At 72.3% G+C, this 23,169-nt stretch carries 15 protein-coding genes; 10 read left to right on the top strand and 5 right to left on the bottom strand.

Annotation, left to right across the window (positions count from 1 at the left end; all coding sequences use genetic code 11):
- Positions 1 to 36: 36 nt before the first annotated feature.
- Positions 37 to 1,737, bottom strand: a complete 1,701-nt coding sequence (aspT, locus tag BMY61_RS21475) for an aspartate-alanine antiporter (protein ID WP_042449344.1) — start codon at positions 1,735 to 1,737, stop codon at positions 37 to 39.
- A 178-nt stretch (positions 1,738 to 1,915) separates the two neighbouring features.
- On the opposite strand from aspT, the gene BMY61_RS21470 reads away from it, so the two are divergent.
- A complete protein-coding gene (locus BMY61_RS21470; RefSeq protein ID WP_425314697.1) occupies positions 1,916 to 3,724 on the top strand; it encodes a bifunctional 3'-5' exonuclease/DNA polymerase in 1,809 nt (602 codons plus the stop codon).
- A gap of 408 nt (positions 3,725 to 4,132) precedes the next feature.
- Here the strand turns inward: BMY61_RS21470 and BMY61_RS21465 are convergent, their stop codons facing one another.
- Entirely contained in the window at positions 4,133 to 4,450 is a 318-nt protein-coding gene (locus tag BMY61_RS21465) for an ArsR/SmtB family transcription factor (protein WP_042449014.1), read from the bottom strand.
- A gap of 111 nt (positions 4,451 to 4,561) precedes the next feature.
- Here BMY61_RS21465 and BMY61_RS21460 point away from each other — a divergent pair, with 111 nt between their 5' ends.
- The 5 genes from BMY61_RS21460 to BMY61_RS21440 all read left to right on the top strand — a co-directional run bounded on the left by BMY61_RS21460 (position 4,562) and on the right by BMY61_RS21440 (position 15,786).
- On the top strand, positions 4,562 to 5,536 hold the full coding sequence (locus BMY61_RS21460; RefSeq protein WP_042449011.1) for a quinone oxidoreductase family protein: 975 nt from the start codon (positions 4,562 to 4,564) through the stop codon (positions 5,534 to 5,536).
- A gap of 125 nt (positions 5,537 to 5,661) precedes the next feature.
- Positions 5,662 to 6,132 (top strand): GNAT family N-acetyltransferase, encoded by a 471-nt coding sequence (locus BMY61_RS21455; protein WP_042449009.1) that lies wholly within the window; start codon positions 5,662 to 5,664, stop codon positions 6,130 to 6,132.
- 175 nt (positions 6,133 to 6,307) lie between these two features.
- The gene (gene hrpA, locus BMY61_RS21450) at positions 6,308 to 10,375 is read left to right on the top strand and encodes an ATP-dependent RNA helicase HrpA (RefSeq protein WP_082015083.1); all 4,068 of its coding nucleotides are present in this window, start codon (positions 6,308 to 6,310) and stop codon (positions 10,373 to 10,375) included.
- A 110-nt stretch (positions 10,376 to 10,485) separates the two neighbouring features.
- Positions 10,486 to 14,352, top strand: a complete 3,867-nt coding sequence (locus BMY61_RS21445; protein WP_042449007.1) for a Pls/PosA family non-ribosomal peptide synthetase — start codon at positions 10,486 to 10,488, stop codon at positions 14,350 to 14,352.
- Between the two features lie 111 nt (positions 14,353 to 14,463).
- A complete protein-coding gene (locus tag BMY61_RS21440; RefSeq protein ID WP_042449004.1) occupies positions 14,464 to 15,786 on the top strand; it encodes a M1 family metallopeptidase in 1,323 nt (440 codons plus the stop codon).
- Between the two features lie 85 nt (positions 15,787 to 15,871).
- On the opposite strand, the gene BMY61_RS21435 is transcribed toward BMY61_RS21440, so the two are convergent.
- Entirely contained in the window at positions 15,872 to 16,309 is a 438-nt protein-coding gene (locus tag BMY61_RS21435) for a MarR family winged helix-turn-helix transcriptional regulator (RefSeq protein ID WP_042449002.1), read from the bottom strand.
- An 82-nt stretch (positions 16,310 to 16,391) separates the two neighbouring features.
- On the opposite strand from BMY61_RS21435, the gene BMY61_RS21430 reads away from it, so the two are divergent.
- Complete coding sequence (locus tag BMY61_RS21430; protein WP_042448999.1) at positions 16,392 to 17,381, top strand: aldo/keto reductase; 990 nt, start codon at positions 16,392 to 16,394, stop codon at positions 17,379 to 17,381.
- Positions 17,382 to 17,444: 63 nt separating this feature from the next.
- Positions 17,445 to 17,639, top strand: coding sequence for a hypothetical protein (locus BMY61_RS21425; RefSeq protein WP_042448996.1), 195 nt, complete (start codon positions 17,445 to 17,447; stop codon positions 17,637 to 17,639).
- Between the two features lie 16 nt (positions 17,640 to 17,655).
- Here BMY61_RS21425 and BMY61_RS21420 read toward each other — a convergent pair whose 3' ends face one another.
- Positions 17,656 to 18,684, bottom strand: a complete 1,029-nt coding sequence (locus BMY61_RS21420; RefSeq protein WP_042448995.1) for a hypothetical protein — start codon at positions 18,682 to 18,684, stop codon at positions 17,656 to 17,658.
- A 319-nt stretch (positions 18,685 to 19,003) separates the two neighbouring features.
- Here BMY61_RS21420 and BMY61_RS21415 point away from each other — a divergent pair, with 319 nt between their 5' ends.
- Positions 19,004 to 20,656, top strand: coding sequence for an alkaline phosphatase family protein (locus tag BMY61_RS21415; protein WP_042448992.1), 1,653 nt, complete (start codon positions 19,004 to 19,006; stop codon positions 20,654 to 20,656).
- A 220-nt stretch (positions 20,657 to 20,876) separates the two neighbouring features.
- On the opposite strand, the gene BMY61_RS21410 is transcribed toward BMY61_RS21415, so the two are convergent.
- Positions 20,877 to 22,025, bottom strand: a complete 1,149-nt coding sequence (locus BMY61_RS21410) for a PP2C family protein-serine/threonine phosphatase (RefSeq protein WP_052438773.1) — start codon at positions 22,023 to 22,025, stop codon at positions 20,877 to 20,879.
- Between the two features lie 114 nt (positions 22,026 to 22,139).
- Between BMY61_RS21410 and BMY61_RS21405 the strand changes: the two genes are divergently transcribed.
- Positions 22,140 to 23,120 carry a PrsW family intramembrane metalloprotease gene (locus BMY61_RS21405; RefSeq protein ID WP_236656052.1) on the top strand — a complete coding sequence of 327 codons (981 nt, stop codon included), beginning with the start codon at positions 22,140 to 22,142 and terminating at the stop codon, positions 23,118 to 23,120.
- Positions 23,121 to 23,169 lie beyond the last annotated feature (49 nt).

Raw genomic sequence — 23,169 nt, 5'->3', positions numbered from 1 at the left:
GGAAGAGGAACGGAGAGGAGGGACGGAGGATCGCAGTCAGGCGAGGAGCGCGACGATGACGGCGCCCCAGATGGTCAGCAGCACGTTGCCCACCGCGTAGGGGATGGTGTAGCCGAGCGTCGGCACCTGGGAGTCGGCGGCCTCGTTGATCGCGCCGATGGCGGCCGTCGTGGTCTGTGCCCCGGCGACGACGCCCATCAGGATCGGTGTTCTGATCTTGAAGACGTAGTGGCCGACCAGGAGGCCCACGATCAGCGGGACCACGGTGGCGACGGCGCCCCAGACCAGCAGGCCCCACCCGGCCTGGCTCAGCCCGCTGGTGAAGCCGGGCCCGGCGTTGATGCCGACGACGGCGATGAAGAGGCACAGGCCCAGCGTGTCCATGAACCACTGCGCGCCCGGCGGGACGTTGCCGTAGGTCGGGTACTTGCCGCGGATCCAGCCGAAAACCAGGCCCATGATCAGCGCGCCACCGGAGGTGGAGAGGCTGATCGGGACGCCGCCCGCGGTCAGCGAGGGGATGCCGATGCAGCCGCCGAGGAAGATGCCGAGGCCCACCCAGACCATGTCGGTGGCGAAGCTGGTGGGCACCGGCTTGCCGATGGCCGCGCCGGCCGGGTCGACCAGCCGCTTGGGGCCGGTCAGGACCACGGTGTCACCGCGCTCGATCTGCGTGGAGAGACGGTACGGGAACTCGGAGCCCGCACGGTAGATCTTGTCGATGTAGACGCCGACCATGAACGGCTCGGCCCGAAGCTCCGCCACGGTCTTGCCGAGCTGCGCCTTCTCCGAGGCGACGACGTGCAGACTCTCGGTCTGGTAGCCGAGCAGCTCCACGTCGTCGGTCTCGGCGCCGATGGTCTGCACGGGCCGCAGGTCGACGAGGTCGTGCCGCAGGGCGCTGACGGCGACGGTGTCGCCGTGCTCGATCACGGTCTGCTGCGAGTGCGCGAGGATCCTGCCCTCGCGGCGGACCCGGGTGACGTACACCCGACGGCCCAGCTCCTTCTGCTGCGCCTCGAACGCGTCGATGGTCATGCCGGAGATGGGCGTCCCGTCGACGCTGTAGGCCCGCAGCACCACCTCGTAGTACCCCTCGCCGAGGTCGGGGTTGGAGGCGGGCGCGTCGAGCTCCTTGGCCAGTTGTGCGGAGTCCTTCTTCAGGTCGCTCTTGAGGAGGCGCGGGGCGATGTTGGCCAGCAGGATCGCGCAGAGGATGGTGCCGAGCGGATAGGTGACGGCGTAACCGATGGGCACCAGGTTCTGTTCGGCGGTGATCTGGTCGTGGGTCATGCCGTGCAGGCCGCCGATGGCGTCCTGCGCGACCCCGATGACGGCGGACTGCGTCAGCGCGCCGCCGAGCAGGCCCGCACCGAGGCCGGGGCCGTAGCCGAGCATCTGGGCGAAGCCGTAGCAGACGCCGAGGCCGGTGAGGCAGACCACGACGGTCACGCCCACCTGCGGCAGGCCGTCCTTCTTGAGCCCCCGGAAGAACTGCGGGCCGACTTTGTAGCCGAGGGCGAAGAGGAACATGATGAAGAACACGGACTTGACCGTGCCGTTGATCGAGACCCCGGTCGCCCAACCGGTGAACAGACCGGCGATGAGACAGCCCGTCACCGCACCCAGTCCGATGGCCTTGTAGTGCAGCTTGCCGATGAGGAAGCCGATGGCCACGGTGAGGAAGATCAACAGCTCTGGATAGGGCTTGAAGATGTGGTCGGTGAGCCAGTGCACCGGCACGACCCCTCTCTGGTTCGTCTCTTGATCGAACAATAAGCAAGAGATGACCCTTTTGTCCGATTAGTGACCCGGTTGAGCGAGTCGGGCGAGTGCCGCTGTTTGTCACTGCTCGGTGCTACGTTCGCAGCGAAGGCCGAGGAAGAAACGCACGAGACGACGGGGACGACGAACGGTGGCGGAGCTGCGGATCGCGGTCGACGCGGACCAGGACGGTCCGGGCGGACGGCTCCAGCCGCTGGACGAGCGCGGGGAGCCGGCCGGGCCGGCCCAGCGGGTCGCGGATCTCGCCGGGACGATGGCCGCCCGCGAGAGGTCGGAGCACCCGCGCTGGGTCTGGTCGGCCACCGACGAGGTCTACCCGCGACTGCTGCCGCGACTGCCCGAGAGTCGCCTGGCCCGCTGCCACGACGTGAAGCTCGTCGAACCCCTGCTCCTCGCCCAGGAGGGGCTCTACGGAGAGCCCCGCTCGCTGGGCGCCGCCTGGGCGCGCCTGCACGGCCTGCCGGTGCCGGAGGATCTGCCACTGGGGCTGGCCGGCGCCGAGGCCGACGCGCAGGACGCCCTCTTCGCCCCGGACCGAAGCCGGCTCGAACCGGGTGTCGATCCGCTGGCGGCACTCGTCGCCGTCCACGCCGCGCAGCTGCGCCGCCTCGCGGCCGTGCCCGAGGCGGACCGGCACGGGATGCGGCTGCTCGTCGCGGCGGAGTCCGCGGGCGGGCTGGTGGCCGCGGAGATGGCGTACGACGGGCTGCCCTGGAGCACGGCGGTGCACGACGCCCTGTTGGAGGAGCTGCTCGGCCCCCGCCCGACGGCCGCCCAGGCGGCCAGCGGCGCGCGCCCGCCCAAACTGGCGGCGCTGGGCGTGGAGCTCCAGGAGGCCCTGCACGCCCGCCAACTGAACCCCGACTCCCCCGGCCAGGTGCTGCAGGCCTTCGCCAAACAGGGCGTCAACCTGCCCTCGACCAAGAACTGGCTGCTGCGCCAGATCGACCACCCGGCCGCGCCGCTGCTGTTGCGCTACAAGGAGCTCTCCCGCATCTATGCGGCCCACGGCTGGGCCTGGCGCGACGCCTGGGTGCGCGGCGGCCGTTTCCGGCCGGAGTACGTGGTGGGCGGCGTCGTCTCCGGCCGCTGGGCGAGCCGCGGCGGCGGCGCGCTGCAGATCCCGCGCATCCTGCGCGGCGCGGTCGTCGCCGATCCGGGCTGGCGCCTGGTCGTCGCCGACGCCGGCCAGCTGGAGCCGCGGGTCCTGGCCGCCCTGTCCGGCGATCCGGGCCTGATCCGGGCCGGCGCGGCGGGCGACCTGTACGCCCGGCTGGCCGCGGACGCCTTCGGCGGGGACCGGGCACGGGCCAAACTCGGCCTGCTCGGCGCGATGTACGGACAGACCAGCGGCGAGGTCGGGCCGCTCCTGGCCGTCCTGCGGCGGCGGTTCCCGCAGGCGATGGGCCTGGTGGAGTCCGCCGCACGGACGGGCGAGGCAGGCGGCACGGTCCGCTCCCGCCTCGGCCGGGTCTGCCCGCCGCCGTCCGCCGCCTGGCAGGACGCGACGGCGGCGGCCTACGGCGGCGACGTGGACGCGCTGGCGGAGGAGGGCGGCGGCCGCGCCGGCTCGGCGGCGCGCTCCCGCGGCCGCTTCACGCGCAACTTCGTCATCCAGGCCAGCGCGGCGGACTGGGCCCTGGCCCTGATCGCCGCCCTGCGCCGCCGACTGGCCGAGCTCCCGCCCGGCCCCGCCGGTGAGCGGCCGCGCCTGGTCTTCTTCCAGCACGACGAGATCGTGGTGCACAGCCCCGCCCCCCTGGCGGAGGCGGTCGCCGCCACCGTCACCGCCTCGGCGGAGGAGGCCCGTCGGCTGGTCTTCGGCGACACGCCGGTCCACTTCCCGATGGACACCCACATCGTCGACCGCTACGCCGACGCGAAGGGCGGCGAGCCGACCGAAGCCGACCTCGGCGACGAGGAGGGCACGGAGTTCTGACTCCTGCGGGCGTCACGCCCCCCAGCGGGTCGGAGCGGCCCAGCTCGGCTCGGAGCGGCCCAGCCCGGTTCGGAGCGGCCCAGCCCGGTTCGGAGCGGCCCAGCTCAGTTCGGAGCGGCTCGGAGCGGCCCAGCCCAGGTCGGAGCAGCCCAGCTCGGCTCGGAGCAGCTCAGCTCAGTTCGGAGCGGCTCGGAGCGGCCCAGCCCAGGTCGGAGCAGCCCAGCCCGGTTCGGAGCGGCTCGGGGCGGCTCGGAGCGGCCCAGCTCAGTTCGGAGCAGCTCGGGGCGACTCGGAGGCCCAAGCCCGAGCAGCGCGCCCGCGCCCCCTGCCCGAGGGTCCGCTGCCCGGGAACCGCCCCGAGGGTCCGCCGCCCGAGAACCGCCCGGGGGCCGCGATCCGGCGGGAGGCCTACCGGCGCCGGTTGACCAGCTCCCACAAGCCCGGGAACGCGGCCTCGACCTCCTCGCGTCGGAGGCGGTTCACCCGGCGCGCACCCTCGTCGCGCTGCTCGACGAGCCCCGCGTCGCGCAGCACGCCGAAGTGGTGACTCAGTCCGGCCTTGCCGACCGCGACGTCGAACGAGCCGCAGGCGCGCGCCCAGTCCTCGCTTGCCCACAGCTGACGCACGATCTCCAGCCGTACCGGTTCGGCGAGCGCGGCGAAGACCGTCTCGACAGGCACGTCCTTCGGGTCGCGGTGCTGCGGCGCGCTGCGGTGTCCGGCCATCTGATGACCTCTTTCCGAATCCCCTTGAAGTGTTCGACGAAAGTCGTACACTCGGACCACCAAGGTGTTCGACGTTCGCCGAACACTCTAACTCCGCAGGGGGAGAACGTCATGCGTGCTGTCACGTTCGAGGAACTGGGTGGTCCCGAGGTGCTTCAGGTCGTCGACCTGCCCGAGCCGCAGCCAGGTCCCGGCGAGGTCGCGATCGAGGTGAGCTGGGCCGGCGTCAACTTCGCCGACGCCAAGGCACGCTCGGTCGGCTACCGGGTCGACGCCTTTCCCTTCCACCCGGGCCTGGAGGTCTCCGGCACGGTCCGCGCCCTCGGCGAGGGCGTCACCGGCCTGAGCGTCGGCCAGCACGTCTTCGCCATGCTGAACGGCAAGGGCTACGCCGAGACCGTCGTCGCCCGCGCCGCCACCACCTTCGCCGTCCCGGAGGCCCTCGACCTGCGCGACGCCGCCGCCCTCGGCACCGTCCTGGCGACGGGTTACGGCATGCTCCACGACGTGGGACGCGTGCGTGAGGGCGACACCGTGCTGATCCAGGGTGCGGCCGGCGGTGTCGGCACCGTCACCGGCCAGCTCGCCCGCGCCGCCGGGGCGGGCCGCGTCCTCGGCGTCGTCTCGCGCCCCGAGAAGGCCGCGTATGCGAAGGAGTTCGGCTACGACGAGATCCTCGTCGGCGAGGACTTCGACGAGCAGGCGCTGCGTGCGACGGACGGCCGCGGGGTCGACCTCGCGCTCGACCCCGTCGGCGGCGAGAGCTGGCGCCGCAGCGTCGCTGCGCTGGCCCGCTTCGGCCGCGCGATCTGCTTCGGGAACGCGAGCGATGCGGACGCGTGGAGCATCGGCATGGCCGATCTGGCCGTGCGCGGGCTCTCCGTCTCCGGCTTCAGCATCCTCGGCCTGGCGGCCACCGATCCCGCGCGCCTGCGGGTCCTCACCGAGACCGCGTTCCGCGAGGCGGAGCGGGCCGGGATCACGATCCCGGTGACCGGCGAGTTCCCGTTGGAGCGGGCGGGCGAGGCCCAGACCCTGCTGGAGAGCCGCACCAGCACGGGCAAGCTCCTGCTCAAGCTGCGCTGACGGTCGGTCGCAGCGCCTTCGGCGGCACCACCTCCACGGGCAGCCTCCCGGGGCAGCCGCCGGGGGCCGCCGGGGCGCAGGCAGCTGCCACGGAGTCCGCGCGCAAAAAGTGACATAGTCACGGAGTGCTCCTCACCACCCCTCGCCTGCGGCTCTGTCTCGCACCTCCGCCGTTCGATCCCAGTGGGTTCGACTGGGTCCCCGAGGCGCCCGGTGCCGGAGTGTGGGAGTTGGCGGGCATCGCGGCTCGCGCGGCGGAGGTCGGGTGGTACGTCCCGCCGTGGGGGATGTACGTGATCGTCCGCAGTGGCGACGACCGCGCGCTCGGCGGGATCGGGTTCCACGGGCCCCCCACCGTGACCGGCGAGGTCGAGCTCGGCTACGAGCTCGCGCCCGCCGCGCGGGGCGCGGGGTACGCGACCGAGGCGGTCACCGCACTGGCCGCGCTGGCGCTGGAGGATCCGGAGGTGCGTGCCGTGACGGCCCGCACCGCACCGGCGAACGAGGCCTCCCAGGCGGTCCTGATCCGCGCGGGGTTCACCCGCGTCCCCGTCCCGCCCGCGGACGGCATGGTGCACTTCCGACGGACGGCGTAGACCCGGCGTCACCCGGTCCGCCGAGCCGGTCTCCGAGCCCAGCCCTCGCCCCGGTCCGTCGACCGATCCGTCAACCGATCCGCCGACCCGATCCGCCGAGCCGAGCCGTTTTGACCCGCTCCACGGATAACTGGTCGACAACCGCCGTACCGCCTTGCGTACGCTTGTCCGTGCAATGGGAACCCAGCAGCAGAACACCGCCTCCCCCCGCCCCCGCCGTCGGCCCACTCGTGGGTCCGCGCAGGCCGCCGCGCCCGCGCCGAGCGGGGAGCTCGGCGCACTGGTCACCCGCCTGACGGGCTTGTCGCTCCGCGACGAGGAACGGCTCGGGCGCAGACTCGAAGGCCTGCGGAAGGTACGCGAGCCCGAGAAGCGCGAGCGCGTCCTCGCGTCCATCACCGCCGAGGTCGACGCCGCGGAGCTGCGGCTGGAGAGCCGGCGGGAGTCCGTGCCGACCCCGGCCTACCCGGAGGAGCTGCCGGTCAGCGGCCGCCGGGAGGACATCCTGGAGGCCATCCGCGACCACCAGGTGGTGATCATCGCGGGTGAGACGGGCTCCGGTAAGACGACCCAGATCCCCAAGATGTGCCTGGAGCTGGGCCGTGGCGTCCGCGGCCTCATCGGGCACACGCAGCCACGCCGCATCGCCGCCCGCACCGTCGCCGAACGCGTCGCCGAGGAGCTGCGCACCGAGATCGGCGAGACCGTCGGCTGGAAGGTCCGCTTCACCGACCAGGTGGGCGAGCACACCGCGATCAAGGTGATGACGGACGGCATCCTGCTGGCCGAGATCCAGAACGACCGGATGCTGCGCCAGTACGACACCCTGATCATCGACGAGGCGCACGAGCGCAGCCTCAACATCGACTTCATCCTGGGCTATCTCAAGCAGCTGCTGCCGAAGCGCCCGGACCTCAAGGTGATCATCACCTCGGCGACCATCGACCCGGAGCGCTTCGCCCGCCACTTCGCGGACCCGCGCACCGGCAAGGAAGCCCCGATCATCGAGGTCTCCGGCCGCACCTATCCGGTCGAGGTCCGCTACCGCCCGATCATCGACGACAGCGTCGACGCGGACGACGACGAGAACGACGGCAACAGCGGAATCGACCGGGACCGCGACCAGGTCCAGGCGATCGTCGAGGCCGTCGACGAGCTGGGCTTCGAGGGCCAGGGCGACATCCTCGTCTTCCTCTCCGGCGAGCGGGAGATCCGCGACACCGCCGAGGCACTGGAGAAGGCCAAGCTCCGCAACACCGAGGTCGTCCCGCTCTACGCCCGGCTCTCCTCCGCCGAGCAGCACCGCGTCTTCCAGGCGCACACCGGCCGCCGGATCGTGCTGGCCACCAACGTCGCGGAGACCTCCCTCACCGTCCCGGGCATCCGCTACGTGATCGACCCGGGCACGGCCCGCATCTCCCGCTACAGCCACCGCACCAAGGTGCAGCGGCTGCCGATCGAGGCGGTCTCGCAGGCCAGCGCCAACCAGCGCAAGGGCCGCTGCGGCCGCACCAGCGACGGCATCTGCATCCGGCTCTACTCCGAGGAGGACTTCCTCTCCCGCCCGGAGTTCACCGACCCGGAGATCCTGCGCACCAACCTGGCCTCCGTCATCCTGCAGATGACGGCGGCGGGCCTGGGCGACATCTCGGCGTTCCCGTTCATCGAGCCGCCGGACCGCCGCAACATCAAGGACGGCGTCGACCTGCTCCAGGAGCTGCACGCCCTGGAGAGCGACGCCGCCGCCCAGCAGGGCAAGGCCATGCGGCTGACGCCCATAGGCCGCAAGCTGGCCCAGCTCCCGGTCGACCCGCGCCTGGCGCGCATGGTGCTGGAGGCGGAGAAGAACGGCGTGATCCGCGAGGTCATGGTGATCGCGGCGGCACTCTCCATCCAGGACCCGCGCGAGCGGCCCGTCGAGAAGCGCACCCACGCGGACCAGCTGCACGCCCGATTCACCGACCCGACCTCGGACTTCCTCACCTACCTGGACCTCTGGCGCTATCTGAAACAGCAGCAGAAGGCGCTCAGCAGCAGCCAGTTCCGGCGGATGTGCAAGGCCGAGTTCCTCAACTACCTGCGCATCCGCGAGTGGCAGGACATCGACGCGCAGCTGCGCCAGGTGGCCAAGTCCCTCGACGTGGACCTCGGCGCGGCACACATGCCCGAGGAGGTCGACGGGGACGCCGTCCACCGCTCCCTCCTCTCCGGCCTGCTCTCCCACGTGGGCTCCAAGGACGCCGAGAAGCAGGAGTACTTCGGCGCCCGCGGCGCCAAGTTCGCCGTCTTCCCGGGCTCCGCCCTGTTCAAGAAGACCCCCGCCTGGGTGATGGCGGCCGAGCTCGTCGAGACCTCCCGCCTCTGGGCGCGGATCGCCGCCAAGGTCGAGCCGCAGTGGATCGAGGACCTCGCCGCGCACCTGATCAAGCGCAACTACAGCGAGCCGCACTGGGAGAAGGACCGCGGCCAGGTTGTCGCCTTCGAGCGGGTCACCCTCTACGGGCTCACCCTCGTCGCGGGCCGCAAGGTCGGCTACGGCAGCATCGACCCGGAGCTTTCACGCGAGCTGTTCATCCGCCGCGCGCTCGTCGAGGGCGACTGGCGCACCCACCACCGGTTCTTCCACGACAACCGCAAGCTGCTCGACGAGGTCGAGGAGCTGGAGAACCGGGCCCGGCGCCGCGACATCCTCGTCGACGAGGAGACCCTGTTCGACTTCTACGACCAGCGCGTCGGCCAGGAGGTCGTCTCGGGGGCCCACTTCGACAGCTGGTGGAAGAAGGCGCACCGGGCCAAGCCGGACCTGCTGACGTTCACGCCCGAGCTGCTGGTCAACGACAGCGCGGAGGCCGTCACCGAGCGGGACTACCCGTCGGTGTGGCACCAGGGCGAGCTGGAGCTGCCGCTCACCTACCAGTTCGAGCCGGGCACCGAGCAGGACGGCGTCACCGTCCACATCCCGCTCACGCTGCTCAACCAGGTCAAGCCGGCCGGCTTCGACTGGCAGATCCCGGGCCTGCGCGAGGAACTGGTCACGGCCCTGATCCGGTCGCTCCCCAAGGCGCTGCGCCGCAACTTCGTGCCCGCCCCCGACTACGCCCGGCGCCTGATCCAGGCGCTCGACGCCCACCTGGACGAAGCGGAGCAGAAGCCGCTGGTGGAGATCCTGGAGTGGGAGCTGCACCGCCTGCGCGGGCTGCCCGTGCCGCGCGACAGCTGGAACCTGGACGCGGTCCCGGACCACCTGCGGATCACCTTCCGGGTCGAGGACGAGCGCGGCCGCAAACTGGCCGAGGCCAAGGACCTGGACCGGCTCAAGCTGGAACTGAAGTCCCGCACCCAGCAGGCCATCGCCAAGGCCGCAGGCGGTCTGGAGAAGCGCGGCCTGACCAAGTGGACGATCGGCGAGCTGCCGCACACCTTCGAGACCAAGCGCGGCAACGCCACGGTCAAGGGCTACCCGGCTCTGGTCGACGACGGCGACTCGGTCTCCGTGCAGTTGTTGGACACCCCGCACGAGCAGCGCAACGCGATGGCGGCGGGCACGCGACGGCTGATCCTGCTGGGGGTCAACTCGCCGATCAACTCGATCCAGGCACGGCTGGGCAACGGCGCCAAGCTGGCGCTGGCCGCCAACCCGCACGGCAGCACCGAGGCGCTGTTCGCCGACTGCCTGACGGCGGCGGCGGACAAGCTGATCGCCGACGCGGGCGGCCCCGCCTGGGACGGCGAGGACTACGCCAAGCTCCGCGACCACGTGCGCGGCGAGCTGAACGAGGCCACGGCGGACGCGGTGGTGAAGACCGCGAACATCCTGGCCGTGCACCACCGGGTGCAGGAGCGGCTCAAGGGCATCGGCAACAGCCTCGCGCTGCTGACCGGCCTGACGGACGTCCGGGCGCAGCTGAAGGAGCTGATCCACCCCGGCTTCGTCGCCGAGACGGGCCTGCGCCGCCTGCCGGACCTGCTGCGCTATCTCAAGGCGGTCGAACGTCGGCTGGTGAAGCTGACCGAGGACCCGGTCCGCGACCGGGACCGCACCAGCGCCGTCCTGCGGATGCAGGACGCCTATGCCGAGCTGCTGGAGGAGCTGCCGCCGGAGCGGCGCGACGAGGAGGGTGTGCTGCAGATCCGCTGGATGATCGAGGAGCTGCGGGTGAGCCTGTGGGCGCAGCCGCTGGGGACCCCGTACTCGATCTCCGAGCAGCGGATCCTGAAGGCGATCGACGCCCTGTGGGACTGATCGTCCCTTGAGCCACCGGGGTCCCGGAAGCGGGCACGGGTCACACTTGCCCGGTTTCGGGACCTTCGTTCGGTAAACTTGACCCCCTTGTCAACAAGGGACGAGGGCCGATGACGATCGCCATGACCACCCAGCCTGCCAGCACCACACCGTTGGCGCTGTTCAGCGCGGGTTCGGGGGCGCCGCCACGCACCCTCGTCGACGTCCTCGACGCCACCGTCCGAGCTCACCCGAACGAACCCGCGCTGGACGACGGGCACACCCAACTGAGCTACCGGGCGCTCGCCGCCGCTGTGGAGACACAGCGCAAGCGGCTCGTCGCGGCGGGTGTGCGGCCCGGCGACCGGATCGGCGTCCGCGTCCCCTCCGGCACCAACGACCTCTACGTCGGCGTCCTGGCCGTGCTCGCCGCCGGAGCCGCCTACGTGCCGGTCGACTTCGAGGACCCGGACGAGCGCGCCGCGCTGGTCTTCGGTGAGGCCGAGGTCCGCGCGGTCCTGGGCGCGAACCACGAACTGACCGTGCATCGGCCGCAGGACGACGTGCGGGCGGGCCTGGATTCCGTCCGCCCGACGCCGGACCACGACGCGTGGATCATCTTCACCTCCGGCTCGACCGGCAAGCCCAAGGGCGTGGCCGTCAGCCACCGCAGCGCCGCCGCGTTCGTCGACGCCGAGGCCGCGCTGTTCCTGCAGGACGAGCCGATCGGGCCGGGCGACCGGGTGATGGCCGGGCTCTCCGTCGCGTTCGACGCCTCCTGCGAGGAGATGTGGCTGGCCTGGCGCCACGGCGCCTGCCTCGTCCCCGTCCCGCGCTCACAGGTGCGCAGCGGCGCGGACCTCGGTCCATGGCTGGTGGACCAGGAGATCACCGTCGTCTCCACCGTGCCGACGCTCGCCTCGCTGTGGCCTGCCGAGGCGCTGATCGAGGTCCGGCTGCTGATCTTCGGCGGCGAGGCCTGCCCGCCCGAGCTGGTCGCGCGCCTGGTCACCGAGGGCCGCGAGGTGTGGAACACCTACGGCCCGACCGAGGCCACCGTCGTCGCCTGCGCCGCCCTGATGGAGGCCGAGCAGCCCGTGCGCATCGGCCTGCCGTTGCAGGGCTGGGAGCTGGCCGTCGTCGACGACCAGGAGCAGCCCGTCGCGATCGGCGGCTCCGGCCAGCTCGTCATCGGCGGACTGGGCCTGGCCCGCTACCTCGACCCGGCCAAGGACGCCGAGAAGTACGCGCCGCTCGCCTCCCTCGGCTGGGAGCGGGCGTACCGCAGCGGCGACCTGGTCCGCGCCGACGCGGAGGGCCTGGTCTTCCTCGGTCGCGCCGACGAGCAGGTCAAGCTCGGCGGCCGGCGCATCGAGCTGGGCGAGGTCGACGCCGCACTGCAGGCCCTGCCCGGCGTCGCCGGCGCCGCCGCCGCCGTCCGCACCGCGCGCGGCGGCAACCAGTTGCTCGTCGGCTACGTCGTCACCACCGCCGAATGGAACCGCACCGAGGCGATCGAGCGGCTGCGCAAGGAGCTGCCGGCCGCGCTCGTCCCCGTCCTGGCCGTCGTGGACGACCTGCCGACGCGCACCTCCGGCAAGGTCGACCGCAACGCGCTGCCCTGGCCGTTGCCCGACTCCGGGCAGGACGAGCCCGCCGAGCGTTTCGAGGGCACCGAGGCGTGGTTGGCCGAACGGTGGACCGAGATCCTCGGCGTGACCGTCATGAGCCACCAGGACGACTTCTTCGCGATCGGCGGCGGCAGCCTGGCCGCCGCCCGCCTGGCCACGCTGCTGCGCGAGCGCTACCCCTCCGTGGCCGTCCTCGACGTCTACGCCTACCCCACGCTGCGCAAGCAGGCCAAGCTGCTGGACCGCTCGGCGCGCGGCGGCGGCGAGCAGCGTGACATCGCCCCGACACCGCGCCGCGCACAGGCGATCCAACTGGCGCTGCTGGTGCCGCTCCTCACTCTTGTCGGACTGCGTTGGGCGACGGCTCTGCTCGCCCTCGGCAACGTCCTGCACTGGTTCGGACCGTACACCTGGGCACCGACAGCCTCGTGGTGGCTGGTCGGCTCCGCCGCCGCGCTGCTGTTCACCCCGCCCGGACGCATCGCGATCGCCGCGGGTGGCGCCCGACTGGTGCTGCGCGGTCTGGCCCCCGGCACCTACCCGCGCGGCGGCTCCGCCCACCTGCGGCTGTGGACGGCGGAGCGCCTGGCGGAGTTCAGCGGTGCGTCCGAGCTGTCCGGCTCCTGGCTGATCCGCTACGGCCGCGCGCTCGGCGCCCGCATCGCCGAGGACGTGGACCTGCACTCGTTGCCGCCGGTCACCGGCCTGCTGAAGCTGGGCCGTGGCTGCGCGGTCGAGTCCGAGGTGGACCTGTCCGGCTGGTGGCTGGACGGGGACCGGCTGGAGGTCGGCGCGATCAAGGTCGGCTCGCAGGCCGTCGTCGGCACCCGCACCGTGCTCTTCCCCGGCGCCCGCGTCGGCAAGCGGGCCGAGGTCGTGCCCGGCTCCGGCGTCACCGGTCAGATCCCGACCGGTCAGCGCTGGGGCGGTGTGCCCGCGGAGAAGCTCGGCAAGGCCGACCACGCCTGGCCCAAGCGGCGCCCGGCCCGTCACCTGCGCTGGTCCGCCGCCTACGGTGCCAGCGGCGCCTTCCTGACCCTGCTGCCCTTCCTCGCAGCCCTGCCCGCGGCACTGGTCGCGGCGCAGTTCGTCGCCCCGACGGACGGCGGCGCCGCCGCGCTGCGCGGTGCGCTGGTCGCCGTCGTCCCGGCGGCGCTCGCCTACGGCGCGGCCTACGCGCTGCTGGTGCTGGCCGGCGTCCGGCTGCTCAGCATCGGCCTGCGCACCGGCCACCACCCCGTGCACAGCCGCGTCGGCTGGCAGGCGTGGACGGTCAGCCAGCTCATGGACGCCGCCCGCGACGTGCTCTTCCCGCTCTACGCGGGCCTGGTCACCCCCGTCTGGCTGCGGCTGCTCGGCATGAAGGTCGGCCGCGGCGCTGAAATCTCCACGGTCCTCGCGCTGCCCAGCCTGACCACCGTCGGCGAGGACGCCTTCCTGGCCGACGACACCCTGACCGCCCCGTACGAGCTGGGCGGCGGCTGGCTGCGCATCGGCAAGGCCGAGATCGGCCGCCGCGCCTTCCTCGGCAACTCCGGCATGACCGGCGCCGGCCGCTCCGTCCCCGACGGCGGCCTGGTCGGCGTGCTGTCGGCGACGCCGAAGAAGGCCAAGAAGGGCTCGTCCTACCTCGGCCTGCCCCCGGTCCGCCTGCCGCGTGCCGCGGCGAAGTCCGACGAGGGCCTCACCTACGACCCGCCCGCCCGGCTGCTGTGGGCGCGCGGCCTGGTCGAGCTGTGCCGGCTCGTCCCGGTCTTCTGCTCGGCCGCGCTCGCGGTACTGACCGGCGCCGTGCTGTGCGTGCTGTGGCAGGCGGACGCCCTCGTGCTCGCGGGCGTCGCCCTGCTCGGCGCGGGCCTGCTGGCCGGCGCGGTGGCCGTGGCGGCCAAGTGGCTGCTGGTCGGCCGCTTCAAGGCCGTGGACCACCCGCTGTGGAGCGGCTTCGTGTGGCGCAACGAGCTGGCGGACACCTTCGTCGAGGTGCTGGCCGTGCCGTGGCTGGTCGGCCGGACGACGGGCACGCCCCTCATGAACGCCTGGCTGCGCTCGCTCGGCGTGCACGTGGGCCGGGGCGTGTGGTGCGAGAGCTACTGGCTGCCGGAGTCGGATCTGGTCACCCTCGGCGACGGGGTCAGCGTCAACCGCGGATGCGTGTTGCAGACCCATCTCTTCCACGACCGGATCATGCGCATGGATACTGTGATCCTCGATCAAGGGGCCACCCTGGGTCCGGGTGGCATCGTGCTCCCCGGCAGCCGGGTCGGCGCCCGGACCACCCTCGGTCCCGCCTCGCTCGTCATGGGCGGCGAGTCGGTGCCTGCGGACACCCGCTGGCTCGGCAACCCGATCGAGGCCTGGCAGGACTGACCTCCTGCCGAGGCACAGAACACGGCACACGGCACCGAAGGCACGGCGGCAGGGAGCGGAAGACCGGTGAGTCCCCGAGAGACCCGGCAGCAGCACAGCGCTGCGGGCGGCGTGAGCCTGCCCGAGGTCGACCCGTACTTCCCGACCAGCGGTGATCCGCGCTACCACGTGCACCGCTACGAGATCGCGCTCGACTACCGCCCGGACCCGAACCGGCTGGCCGGCACGGCCCGGCTCAACGCCATAGCGGCCCCTGCGGTCGGCCCGCTCGCCGAGTTCACCCTGGACCTGGCCGCGGGCTTCCGGCTCGGCCGAGTCCTGGTCAACGGCAAGGCCCCGCACTACGCCCATCGCGCGGGCAAGCTGCGTCTGCGCCCGGCCAAGCCCCTGCCGCCCGGCGCCGCGTTCACCGTCGAGGTGCACTGGACGGGCAACCCGAGACCGGTCCGCAGCCCCTGGGGCGGCATCGGCTGGGAGGAGCTGGACGACGGCGCGCTCGTCGCCAGCCAGCCGATCGGCGCCCCCTCGTGGTACCCCTGCAACGACCGTCCCGCCGACAAGGCCTCGTACCAGATCTCCCTGACGACGCCCTCGCCGTACGCGGTCGTCCTGGGCGGACGGCTGCTGACCCGGACGGTGAAGTCCTCCAGCACCACGTGGGTCTACGACCAGCCCGCGCCGACCTCCAGCTACCTCGTCGGCGTCGCGATCGGCCAGCTGCACCAGATCCGCCTCGACGACCCGGACGCGGAGGAGGTCCCCCAGTTCGGCTGGGCGCCGCACCCGCTGGTCCCGGCCTTCGCCGCGGGCTTCTCCCGGCAGCCGGCGATGATGCGGCTCTTCCAGGACCTCTTCGGCCCCTACCCCTTCGACCGCTACACCGCCGTGGTCGTCGACGAGGAGCTGGACGTCCCCGTCGAGGCGCAGGCGATGGCCACGTTCGGCACCAACCACCTGGAGCCCGGCTGGGCCTCGGAGCGGATGGTCGCGCACGAGCTGGCGCACCAGTGGTTCGGCAACAGCCTGTCCGTCGCGGACTGGCGGAACATCTGGCTCAACGAGGGCTTCGCCAAGTACGCCGAGTGGCTCTGGTCCGAGCGCGCGGGCGGCGCGAGCGCGGCGGAGCGCGCGGCGAAGGCGTACCAGTTGCTCGCGTCGCTCCCCCAGGACCTCCGCCTCGCCGACCCGGGCCGCCGCCTCATGTTCGACGACCGCCTCTACCAGCGCGGCGGCGTCACCGTCCACGCGCTGCGCGTGGCCCTCGGCGACGAGGCGTTCTTCCGCATGCTGCGCGACTGGACCCGCCTGCACCGCCACTCCGTGGTGAGCACCGAACTCTTCCTGGCCCACGTCCGTCGCTACGCCGTCACGCCGGTGGAGGAACTCCTCCACGACTGGCTCATCGAGACCGTCCTGCCCGCCTTTCCCGCGTAGGCGGAACCAGGGGCGCGAGGAACTGCGCGAACAATCACCCTGAGCGCATGGCCCTGAACGTTGAGGACCACCCGCACTCCGGTGGCTAGTGCCCCTGGGCAGATGCCTGGCTGAGCTCCGGGAGGAGCTTCTGCAGGATCTCGTGGAGGGTGTCGCGCTCGGACGCGTCGAGGCGGTCGAGGGCGTCGTGGACGGACTTCATGTCCTCGCGCACGGCGAGGATCGCCTCGCGGCCCTCGTCCGTCGCGGTGACGATCTTGACTCGGCGGTCCTGGGGACCGGCCTCACGGCGGACCAGGCCGCGGGCCTCGAGGCGGTCGACGATGCCCGTGACGTTCGAGGCGTCGCAGACCAGCGCCTCGGCCAGGGCGCGCATCGGCAGCGGCGCGCGGACCGCCGCGCCCAGCACCTTGGCCTGGACGGGGGTCAGCCCGTGCCGTGCCGCGACGGCGGCGAAGTCCTGGTAGTACGCCCCGCCGACGGCCGCGATCACGTCCATCAGATCCGCCTTGCTGGTGCTCATGGAGTGAGTCTACGTCCGTGAAATTGAGGACCTCAACTATCCTTGATCACGAACCATCCGCAGAGGCACAGGGGACCCGCAGATGAGCAGCAGCACCACCATCCGCACCACCACGCTCGGCACCGACGGACCCGTCGTGGGCGTCGTCGGCCTGGGCTGCATGGGCATGTCGCACGCCTACGACCCGAGCGGGCGGGACGACGACGCCTCGGTCGGCGTGATCCGGCAGGCGCTGGACCTCGGTGTGACGCTGATCGACACCGCCGACGTCTACGGGCCGTTCGTCAACGAGGAGCTGGTCGGTCGGGCGCTCGGCGACGGGCACCGCGAGCGGGCCGTGCTGGCCACCAAGGTCGGGCTGGTCCTGCCCGAGGGCGGGCTGCGCGGCAGCTCCGCCGCCCTGGACCGCAACGCGCGACCCGAGCACATCCGCGCCGCGATCGACGCGAGCCTGCGGCGTCTCGGCACCGACCACGTGGATCTGTACCAGCTGCACCGGGTGGATCCGGAGGTGCCGCTCGAGGAGTCCTGGGGCGCCATGGCCGAGGTCGTCGCCGCGGGCAAGGCGCGCGCGATCGGGCTCTCCGAGGTGGGCGTGGAGGAGATCAAGCGGGCCCAGTCCGTGCACCCGGTGGCCTCGGTCCAGTCCGAGCTGTCGCTGTGGACCCGCGACCCCCTGGCCGACGTGCTGCCGTACTGCGAGAGCCAGGGCATCGCGTTCCTGCCGTTCTCCCCGCTGGGCCGTGGTTTCCTGGCCGGGCGCTTCTCGGGCGCGCAGGACCTGCCGGCCGACGACTGGCGCAGCACGCTGCCCCGCTTCCAGGCGGACGCGCTGGCCGCCAACCAGGCGCTCGTCGAGACGGTCAAGGCCGTCGCCGAGCGGCACGGCGCGACGTCGGCCCAGGTCGCACTGGCGTGGGTGCTGGCCCAGGGCCGGTACGTCGTGCCGATCCCGGGGACCAAGACGCCCAAGTACCTGGCCGACAACGCGGGCGCGGCCGCGCTGACGCTGGGTGCGGCGGACCTCGCCGAGCTCGACGCGCTCCCGGCGCCGACCGGCGACCGTTACTGATCTGTCGTCAAAATCCGTGGGCGGGTGCGAAACCGATTCGGATCCGCCCACGTCCAAACGGACATGACGACCGACACGATCTGGACGGAACACCTGCCCGCCCCCGAGCCCGCGCGACAGGACGCCGCGCGGCGGCGCAGTCGCAAGGCGGCTCTCGCCGTGCTCGTCTCCCTGGTCGCCCTCGGCACGCTCGCGGTGGGGCTGGTGCTCTTCCTCGGCGCGACCGCGAGCGCGGTCGGTGGCTGCGGCGGCGGCTGAGCCCGCGGCAGGCTGGTCACCTCAGCAGGTAGGGCAGCCGCTCGCGCAGGAACGCACGAGGGAACGCGTCGCGCAGCCGCCACAGACCCGCGTCCCCGACGAAGTGCGCCATCACCGCACCCAGGTAGGCCCCGTAGAGCGCGCGCGCTGCGGGGCCTCCGCCGTGCAGGTGGGAGGCGAGGTTCAGCAGCAGACCCAGGATCAGCGCCAGATTGACCAGTACGGCCAGCGAGATCAGCCTGGGTATGCGCTCGGCGGAGCCACCCCCGGCGACCAGGCCCATCATCACCAGGTACTGGAATCCGTGCGCCATCGTCAGGCCGGCGACGGCGGCGTACGGGGAGTCGAAGAGGAAGACCGGCAGGAAGAAGCCGAGCGCGGTGCCGTACAACGCCCCCACCTGCCACGGCCGTTCCTCCGGGCGGCGGCGCAGCAGTTGCACCGCCCCGTAGCCGACGGCGACGGCGAACAGCCCGGCGGCGAAGGGGAACACCGCCGCGGCCCGGGGCACCGAGCCGCCCAGGCTCAGCAGGGCCGGACGGCACAGCAGACCCAGGATGCCCAGCACGCCGGACGCCGTCAGGGCCAGGCGCTCACCGCGGCGCAGCGGCCCCGCCCCGTACGCGGCGCAGGCCAGCGCGGCCAGGCCGAGGTTCTGCTTCTGGAAGTGGAAGAACTGCCAGGCGAAGAAGGCGAGCAGCAGCAGCGCGAACGGCCCCGCCGGGACGACGGCACCCAGCAGCGCCATCACGCCGACCAGGGCGAGAGGCGCCGCCACGTACCGGCCACGGTGGGCTGCCATGAACCGGCGCACCTCGGGCACCGTCCCGAACCAGGCGCTGCTGGCCACGTGCACGGAGGAGCCGAGGAAGAGCAAGCCGCCGAGGGCCGCACCCGCGCCCTCCCCCGCCGGCGGCGCCGCCAGCGCGGCACCGAACAGCGAACCCAGCGTCAGCAGCAACGTGACACAGAGCCAGGCGTCGCGCGGCACGGTGCCGGCGACGTGGGCACGGGACGCGCTGCGCGCGGGTTCGAGGGCTGCCATCGCGCCAGCATAGGACGGCCCACCGACAGCCCGACCACCCCCGATCGGCCGGAAAACTCCCCGCCTCGCGCCCGGAGTTCCCCCGCGCCGGATACCGATCCTCATACCATCGGATACGTGCTCGACACCGCCGAACGGTCGGCCGGTCGACCGGCGGTCCCGAACAAGGAGCCGGTAAGAGATCTGATTAGTCGTCCCCCGTTCAACAACCGTCCCCCCTCAGGCCATGGCGGGCCACTACTCATGTCGCGGGCGTTGCGCTGGCCCAGACCACTTGAACGACAACTCGAGCAACAGCGCGCGACGAGGAGACCCAGAAGTGACCCGACGTTCCCTGCGCCTTGCTGCGATGCTCGGTTCCGCCGGCATGCTCGGTGGCGCGTTCTTCGCCCAGGCCGTTGCCTCCCCCCTGAAGAGCGCGTCCACATCGGAGCAGCGCCACGTCCTCCTGCTCTCGGTCGACGGTATGCACCAGTCGGACCTCGAGTTCTACATCGCCGCGCACCCGGACTCCGCGCTCGCCCGTCTGGTGAACGGCGGCACGCAGTACACGCACGCGAGCACCACCAACCCGTCGGACAGCTTCCCGGGCATGGTCGCCCAGGTCACCGGTGGCGGCCCCGGCACCACGGGCGTGTACTACGACGACACCTGGAACGCGAAGCTGCTGCCGGCCGGCACCACCGACTGCAAGGGCGTCAAGCCCGGCGTCGAGATCGACTTCACCGAGGACCTGGACAAGGACAAGTCCAGCATCGACGCCGGACAGGGCCTCAAGGGCCTGCCGGGCTCGATCCTCCAGATGACCGGCACCCCGCAGAACCTGATCGACCCGGCCAAGCTGCCGGTCGACCCGAAGACCTGCAAGCCGGTCTACCCGCACTCCTACCTGCAGGCCAACACCATCTTCGAGGTGGCCCAGGACGCGGGCCTGCGCACCGCGTGGTCGGACAAGCACGCGGCCTACGACATCCTGAACGGCCCGACCGGCACCGGCATCGACGACCTGTTCACCCCGGAGATCAACTCCGACGCGAACGGCTACCCGGCCGGCAACGACTGGACCACGGACAACAAGGCCACCGAGCAGTACGACAACTACAAGGTCGCGGCCGTCCTCAACGAGATCGACGGCTTCAACCACCAGCGCACCGACCGCGTCGGTACGCCGTCGATCTTCGGCATGAACTTCCAGGCCGTCTCCACCGCGGAGAAGCTGCCCACCTCGGAGGGCCTGCAGGGTGGCTACGTCGCCAAGAACGTGCCCGGCCCGCTCGTGATCAAGAACCTGGACTTCGTCAGCGACGAGATCGGCCGCATGGTCGCCGAGCTCAAGAAGCGCCACCTGGACAAGACCACCACGATCATCCTGTCCGCGAAGCACGGCCAGTCGCCGACCGACCCGAAGGCGCTCAACCGCATCGACGACGGCCCCCTGCTGGACGGCCTGAACGCGGCGTGGAAGAAGCTCCACCCGGCCGCCGGCGACCTGGTCGCCCACGCGGTGGACGACGACGGCATGCTGATCTGGCTGAACGACCGCTCCGCGGCGGCGACGGGCTTCGCCAAGGCGTACCTGCTCGCGCAGAGCGGCAACGGCACCGACATCAACAAGGCGCCGAAGGCGTTCACCCACAGCGGCCTGTCCAAGGTGTACGCGGGCGCGGACGCGGCGAAGTACTTCGGCGTCAAGCCCGGTGACGCCCGCGTCCCGGACATCTTCGGCATCGCGCAGTACGGCGTCGTCTACACCGGCGGCACCAAGAAGGTCGCCGAGCACGGTGGCGCCCACGCGGACGACCTGAACGTCCCGCTGGTGATCAGCGGCGCGTACGTGCCGCAGCAGGTCATCGACAACCAGGCGGTCCAGACCAAGCAGATCGCCCCGACCATCCTGGCCCTGCTGGGCCTGGACCCGACGTCGCTGGTCGCGGTCCACAAGGAGCACACCCAGGTCCTGCCGGTCCGCTAGTGCCGTCGAGGCCCGCACCGTCACCTACGGCGGTGCGGGCCGGCCCACGGGCGCGAGGAGACTGGGCGAACAACCGCCCTGGGCGGATGGCCCTGCACAGTGAGGACCATCCGCATGCCGGAGGGGGCACCTCCCGGCCGAAGGCCGGGGGCCGGGGGCTGGTCGCGCCCCGCGGCGGAGCCGCATACCGGCAGCGCCTCGCGCCCCTGGGGCTTCACCCCTACCGGGGCTCCGCCCAGGAGAGCAGCATGAGCGCGGCGTCGTCGCGGAGGGGGCCTCCGGTGGCGCGGACGACGTCGGCGTGGACGCCCACGAGCGCGGCGTCGAGGTCCTCGCCCGCCGCGGCGATCAGCTCGGGGAGGCGCGCGGCGAGGGGGTAGAAGGAGCCGTCGGGGCGGCGGGCCTCGACGACGCCGTCGGTGCACAGCAGGAGCCGGTCACCGGGCGCGAAACGCTCCCGCCAGGGCTCGGGCTTGCCCCCGGCCAGTTGGGCCAGGCCCAACGGGACCCACGGATCCGGCGGTTCCAGCGTGGCCGCCGTGCCGTCCCCGGCGACCCGCAGCGCCGGGACATGACCGCAGTGGACGAGCTCGATCGTGTCCGGTGGCTCGAACTGCACCAGCAGCGCCGTGGTGAACTCCCCGGCCACCGCGTGCCGCGCGACACTGCGCTCCAGACGCCGCGCGACGCCCGTCAGCTCCGGCTCGTCGTAGACGGACTCACGGAACGCGCCCAGCACCAGCGAGGCCATCCGCACGGCCGGCAGGCCCTTGCCGCGGACGTCGCCGATCAGCGCGCGGACGCCGTAGGGGGTCTCCAGGACGGCGTAGAGGTCGCCGCCGATCTGGGCGAGGTCCACCGCCGAGACGTAACGGGCGGCGACCCGCACGGGCCCGACGCGTGGCTCGGGCGGAGGGAGCAGGGCGAGCTGCGCGGCCTCGGCGACGGTGCGGACGGCCACCAGGTGCCTGGTCCTGACGATCCGGAAGTGCGAGATGAACACCGCCGCGAGGGTGAGCGCGGCGTAGGCCACCAGGGTGCCTTCGAAGAGCTTGCGGGCGTCGGCGTCGCCCAGGCCGTCGTAGCGGGTCAGCCCGACCATCAGCAGCAGCCCCAGGCAGCTGCTGACCACCACCTCCATCGGGTAGAGCAGCAGCGCGGCCAGCGGCGGGACGACGGACATCAGCGAGGCCAGATAGGTGTCCTGACCGGCGAGCAGGTCGGCGGCGCAGACGGCGGCCATCGCGCCGCCGATGGGCAGCAGGCGCTGCCACATCGGCAGGGCCAGCAGCGCGGATCCGTCGTCGAGCGGCTGCGGGACCGACGGCAGGGCGCTGCCCTCCTGCCGACCGACCCGATTGCGCGCCACGAGGCGAATCTATCGGAACGCCCTGTAAGCGACACGTTTGGAACGGATCGGGTGAGCTCACCGGCACCGCCGTCCGGAGCTGCGACTCGTCCGCGGATGTGGCAGAAAGAGGAGGTGGTCCACTCGCCCGGAGGTCCGGCCCAGCGCACGCACCGCTGGCGGACGTGTTTCCTCTCCGGCCTCGCGCTGTGGCTGGCGAGCGTCGGCGTGACCTACTGGACCGACAACCACAACCTGCTGCCCACCGTCGTGCTGCTGGGCAGCTTCCTGGTCCCGGGCACCTTCGTGGTCTGGGCGCACGAGCGGTACGGCCAGGACCTCGGCACGGACCGCATCGTCGCCTGTTTCGCGGTCGGCGGGATCATCGGCGTCCTCGGCGCCTCGCTCCTGGAGTACTACCTGCTCGAATCCACGATCTGGCTCTACCTGGGCGTAGGACTGATCGAGGAGGCGGTCAAGGCGTGGGCGCTGATCCTGCTCACCCGCAACGCGCCCGCCGCCGGAGTCCGGCACGGCCTGGTGCTGGGCGCGACGGTGGGCTTCGGCTTCGCGGCGTTCGAGAGCGCCGGCTACGCGTTCAACGCGGTGCTCACCGAGCACGGCTACTCGCTGCTGGACCTGGTCTCCACGGAGATCCTGCGCGGCATCCTCGCGCCCGTGGGCCACGGGCTGTGGACGGCGATCCTGGGCGCCGTCCTCTTCCACGAGCGTCGCGGAGACGGCCGGTTCCGCTTCAACGCGCCGGTGCTGCTCACCTATCTGGGCGTCTCGGTCCTGCACGCCCTGTGGGACAGCACGCATGGCATCGCGACCTGGATCGTCGGCAGGCTCACCGAGACGCGCTGGCAGCGGGCCGTCTTCGAGCTCGGCTACCTGCCCAGCCCCACGCACCACCAGGTGGAGCTGTTCGCGTTCTTCTCCACGAGCGGCCTGGTCCTGGTCGCGGCGCTCGGCCTCGGCTGGCTGGGGCTGATCGTCCACCGGGCCCGCCGCGAGGGTGATCTGCCACCGCGCCGACGGCGCCGCCCGCGACCTCCGCAGCCGCCCCTCGAGCCGCACCAACGGTGGTACCGGCCGGAGCCGCCGAAGCGGTGACGTGGAACACGTGACACACCTCCGAACCGAGGTGCGGCCCCGCCCACCT

Origin of the sequence: Streptacidiphilus jiangxiensis (assembly GCF_900109465.1) — a bacterium.
Lineage (GTDB): Bacteria > Actinomycetota > Actinomycetes > Streptomycetales > Streptomycetaceae > Streptacidiphilus > Streptacidiphilus jiangxiensis.
This window is presented reverse-complemented; position numbering and strand designations above follow the sequence as displayed.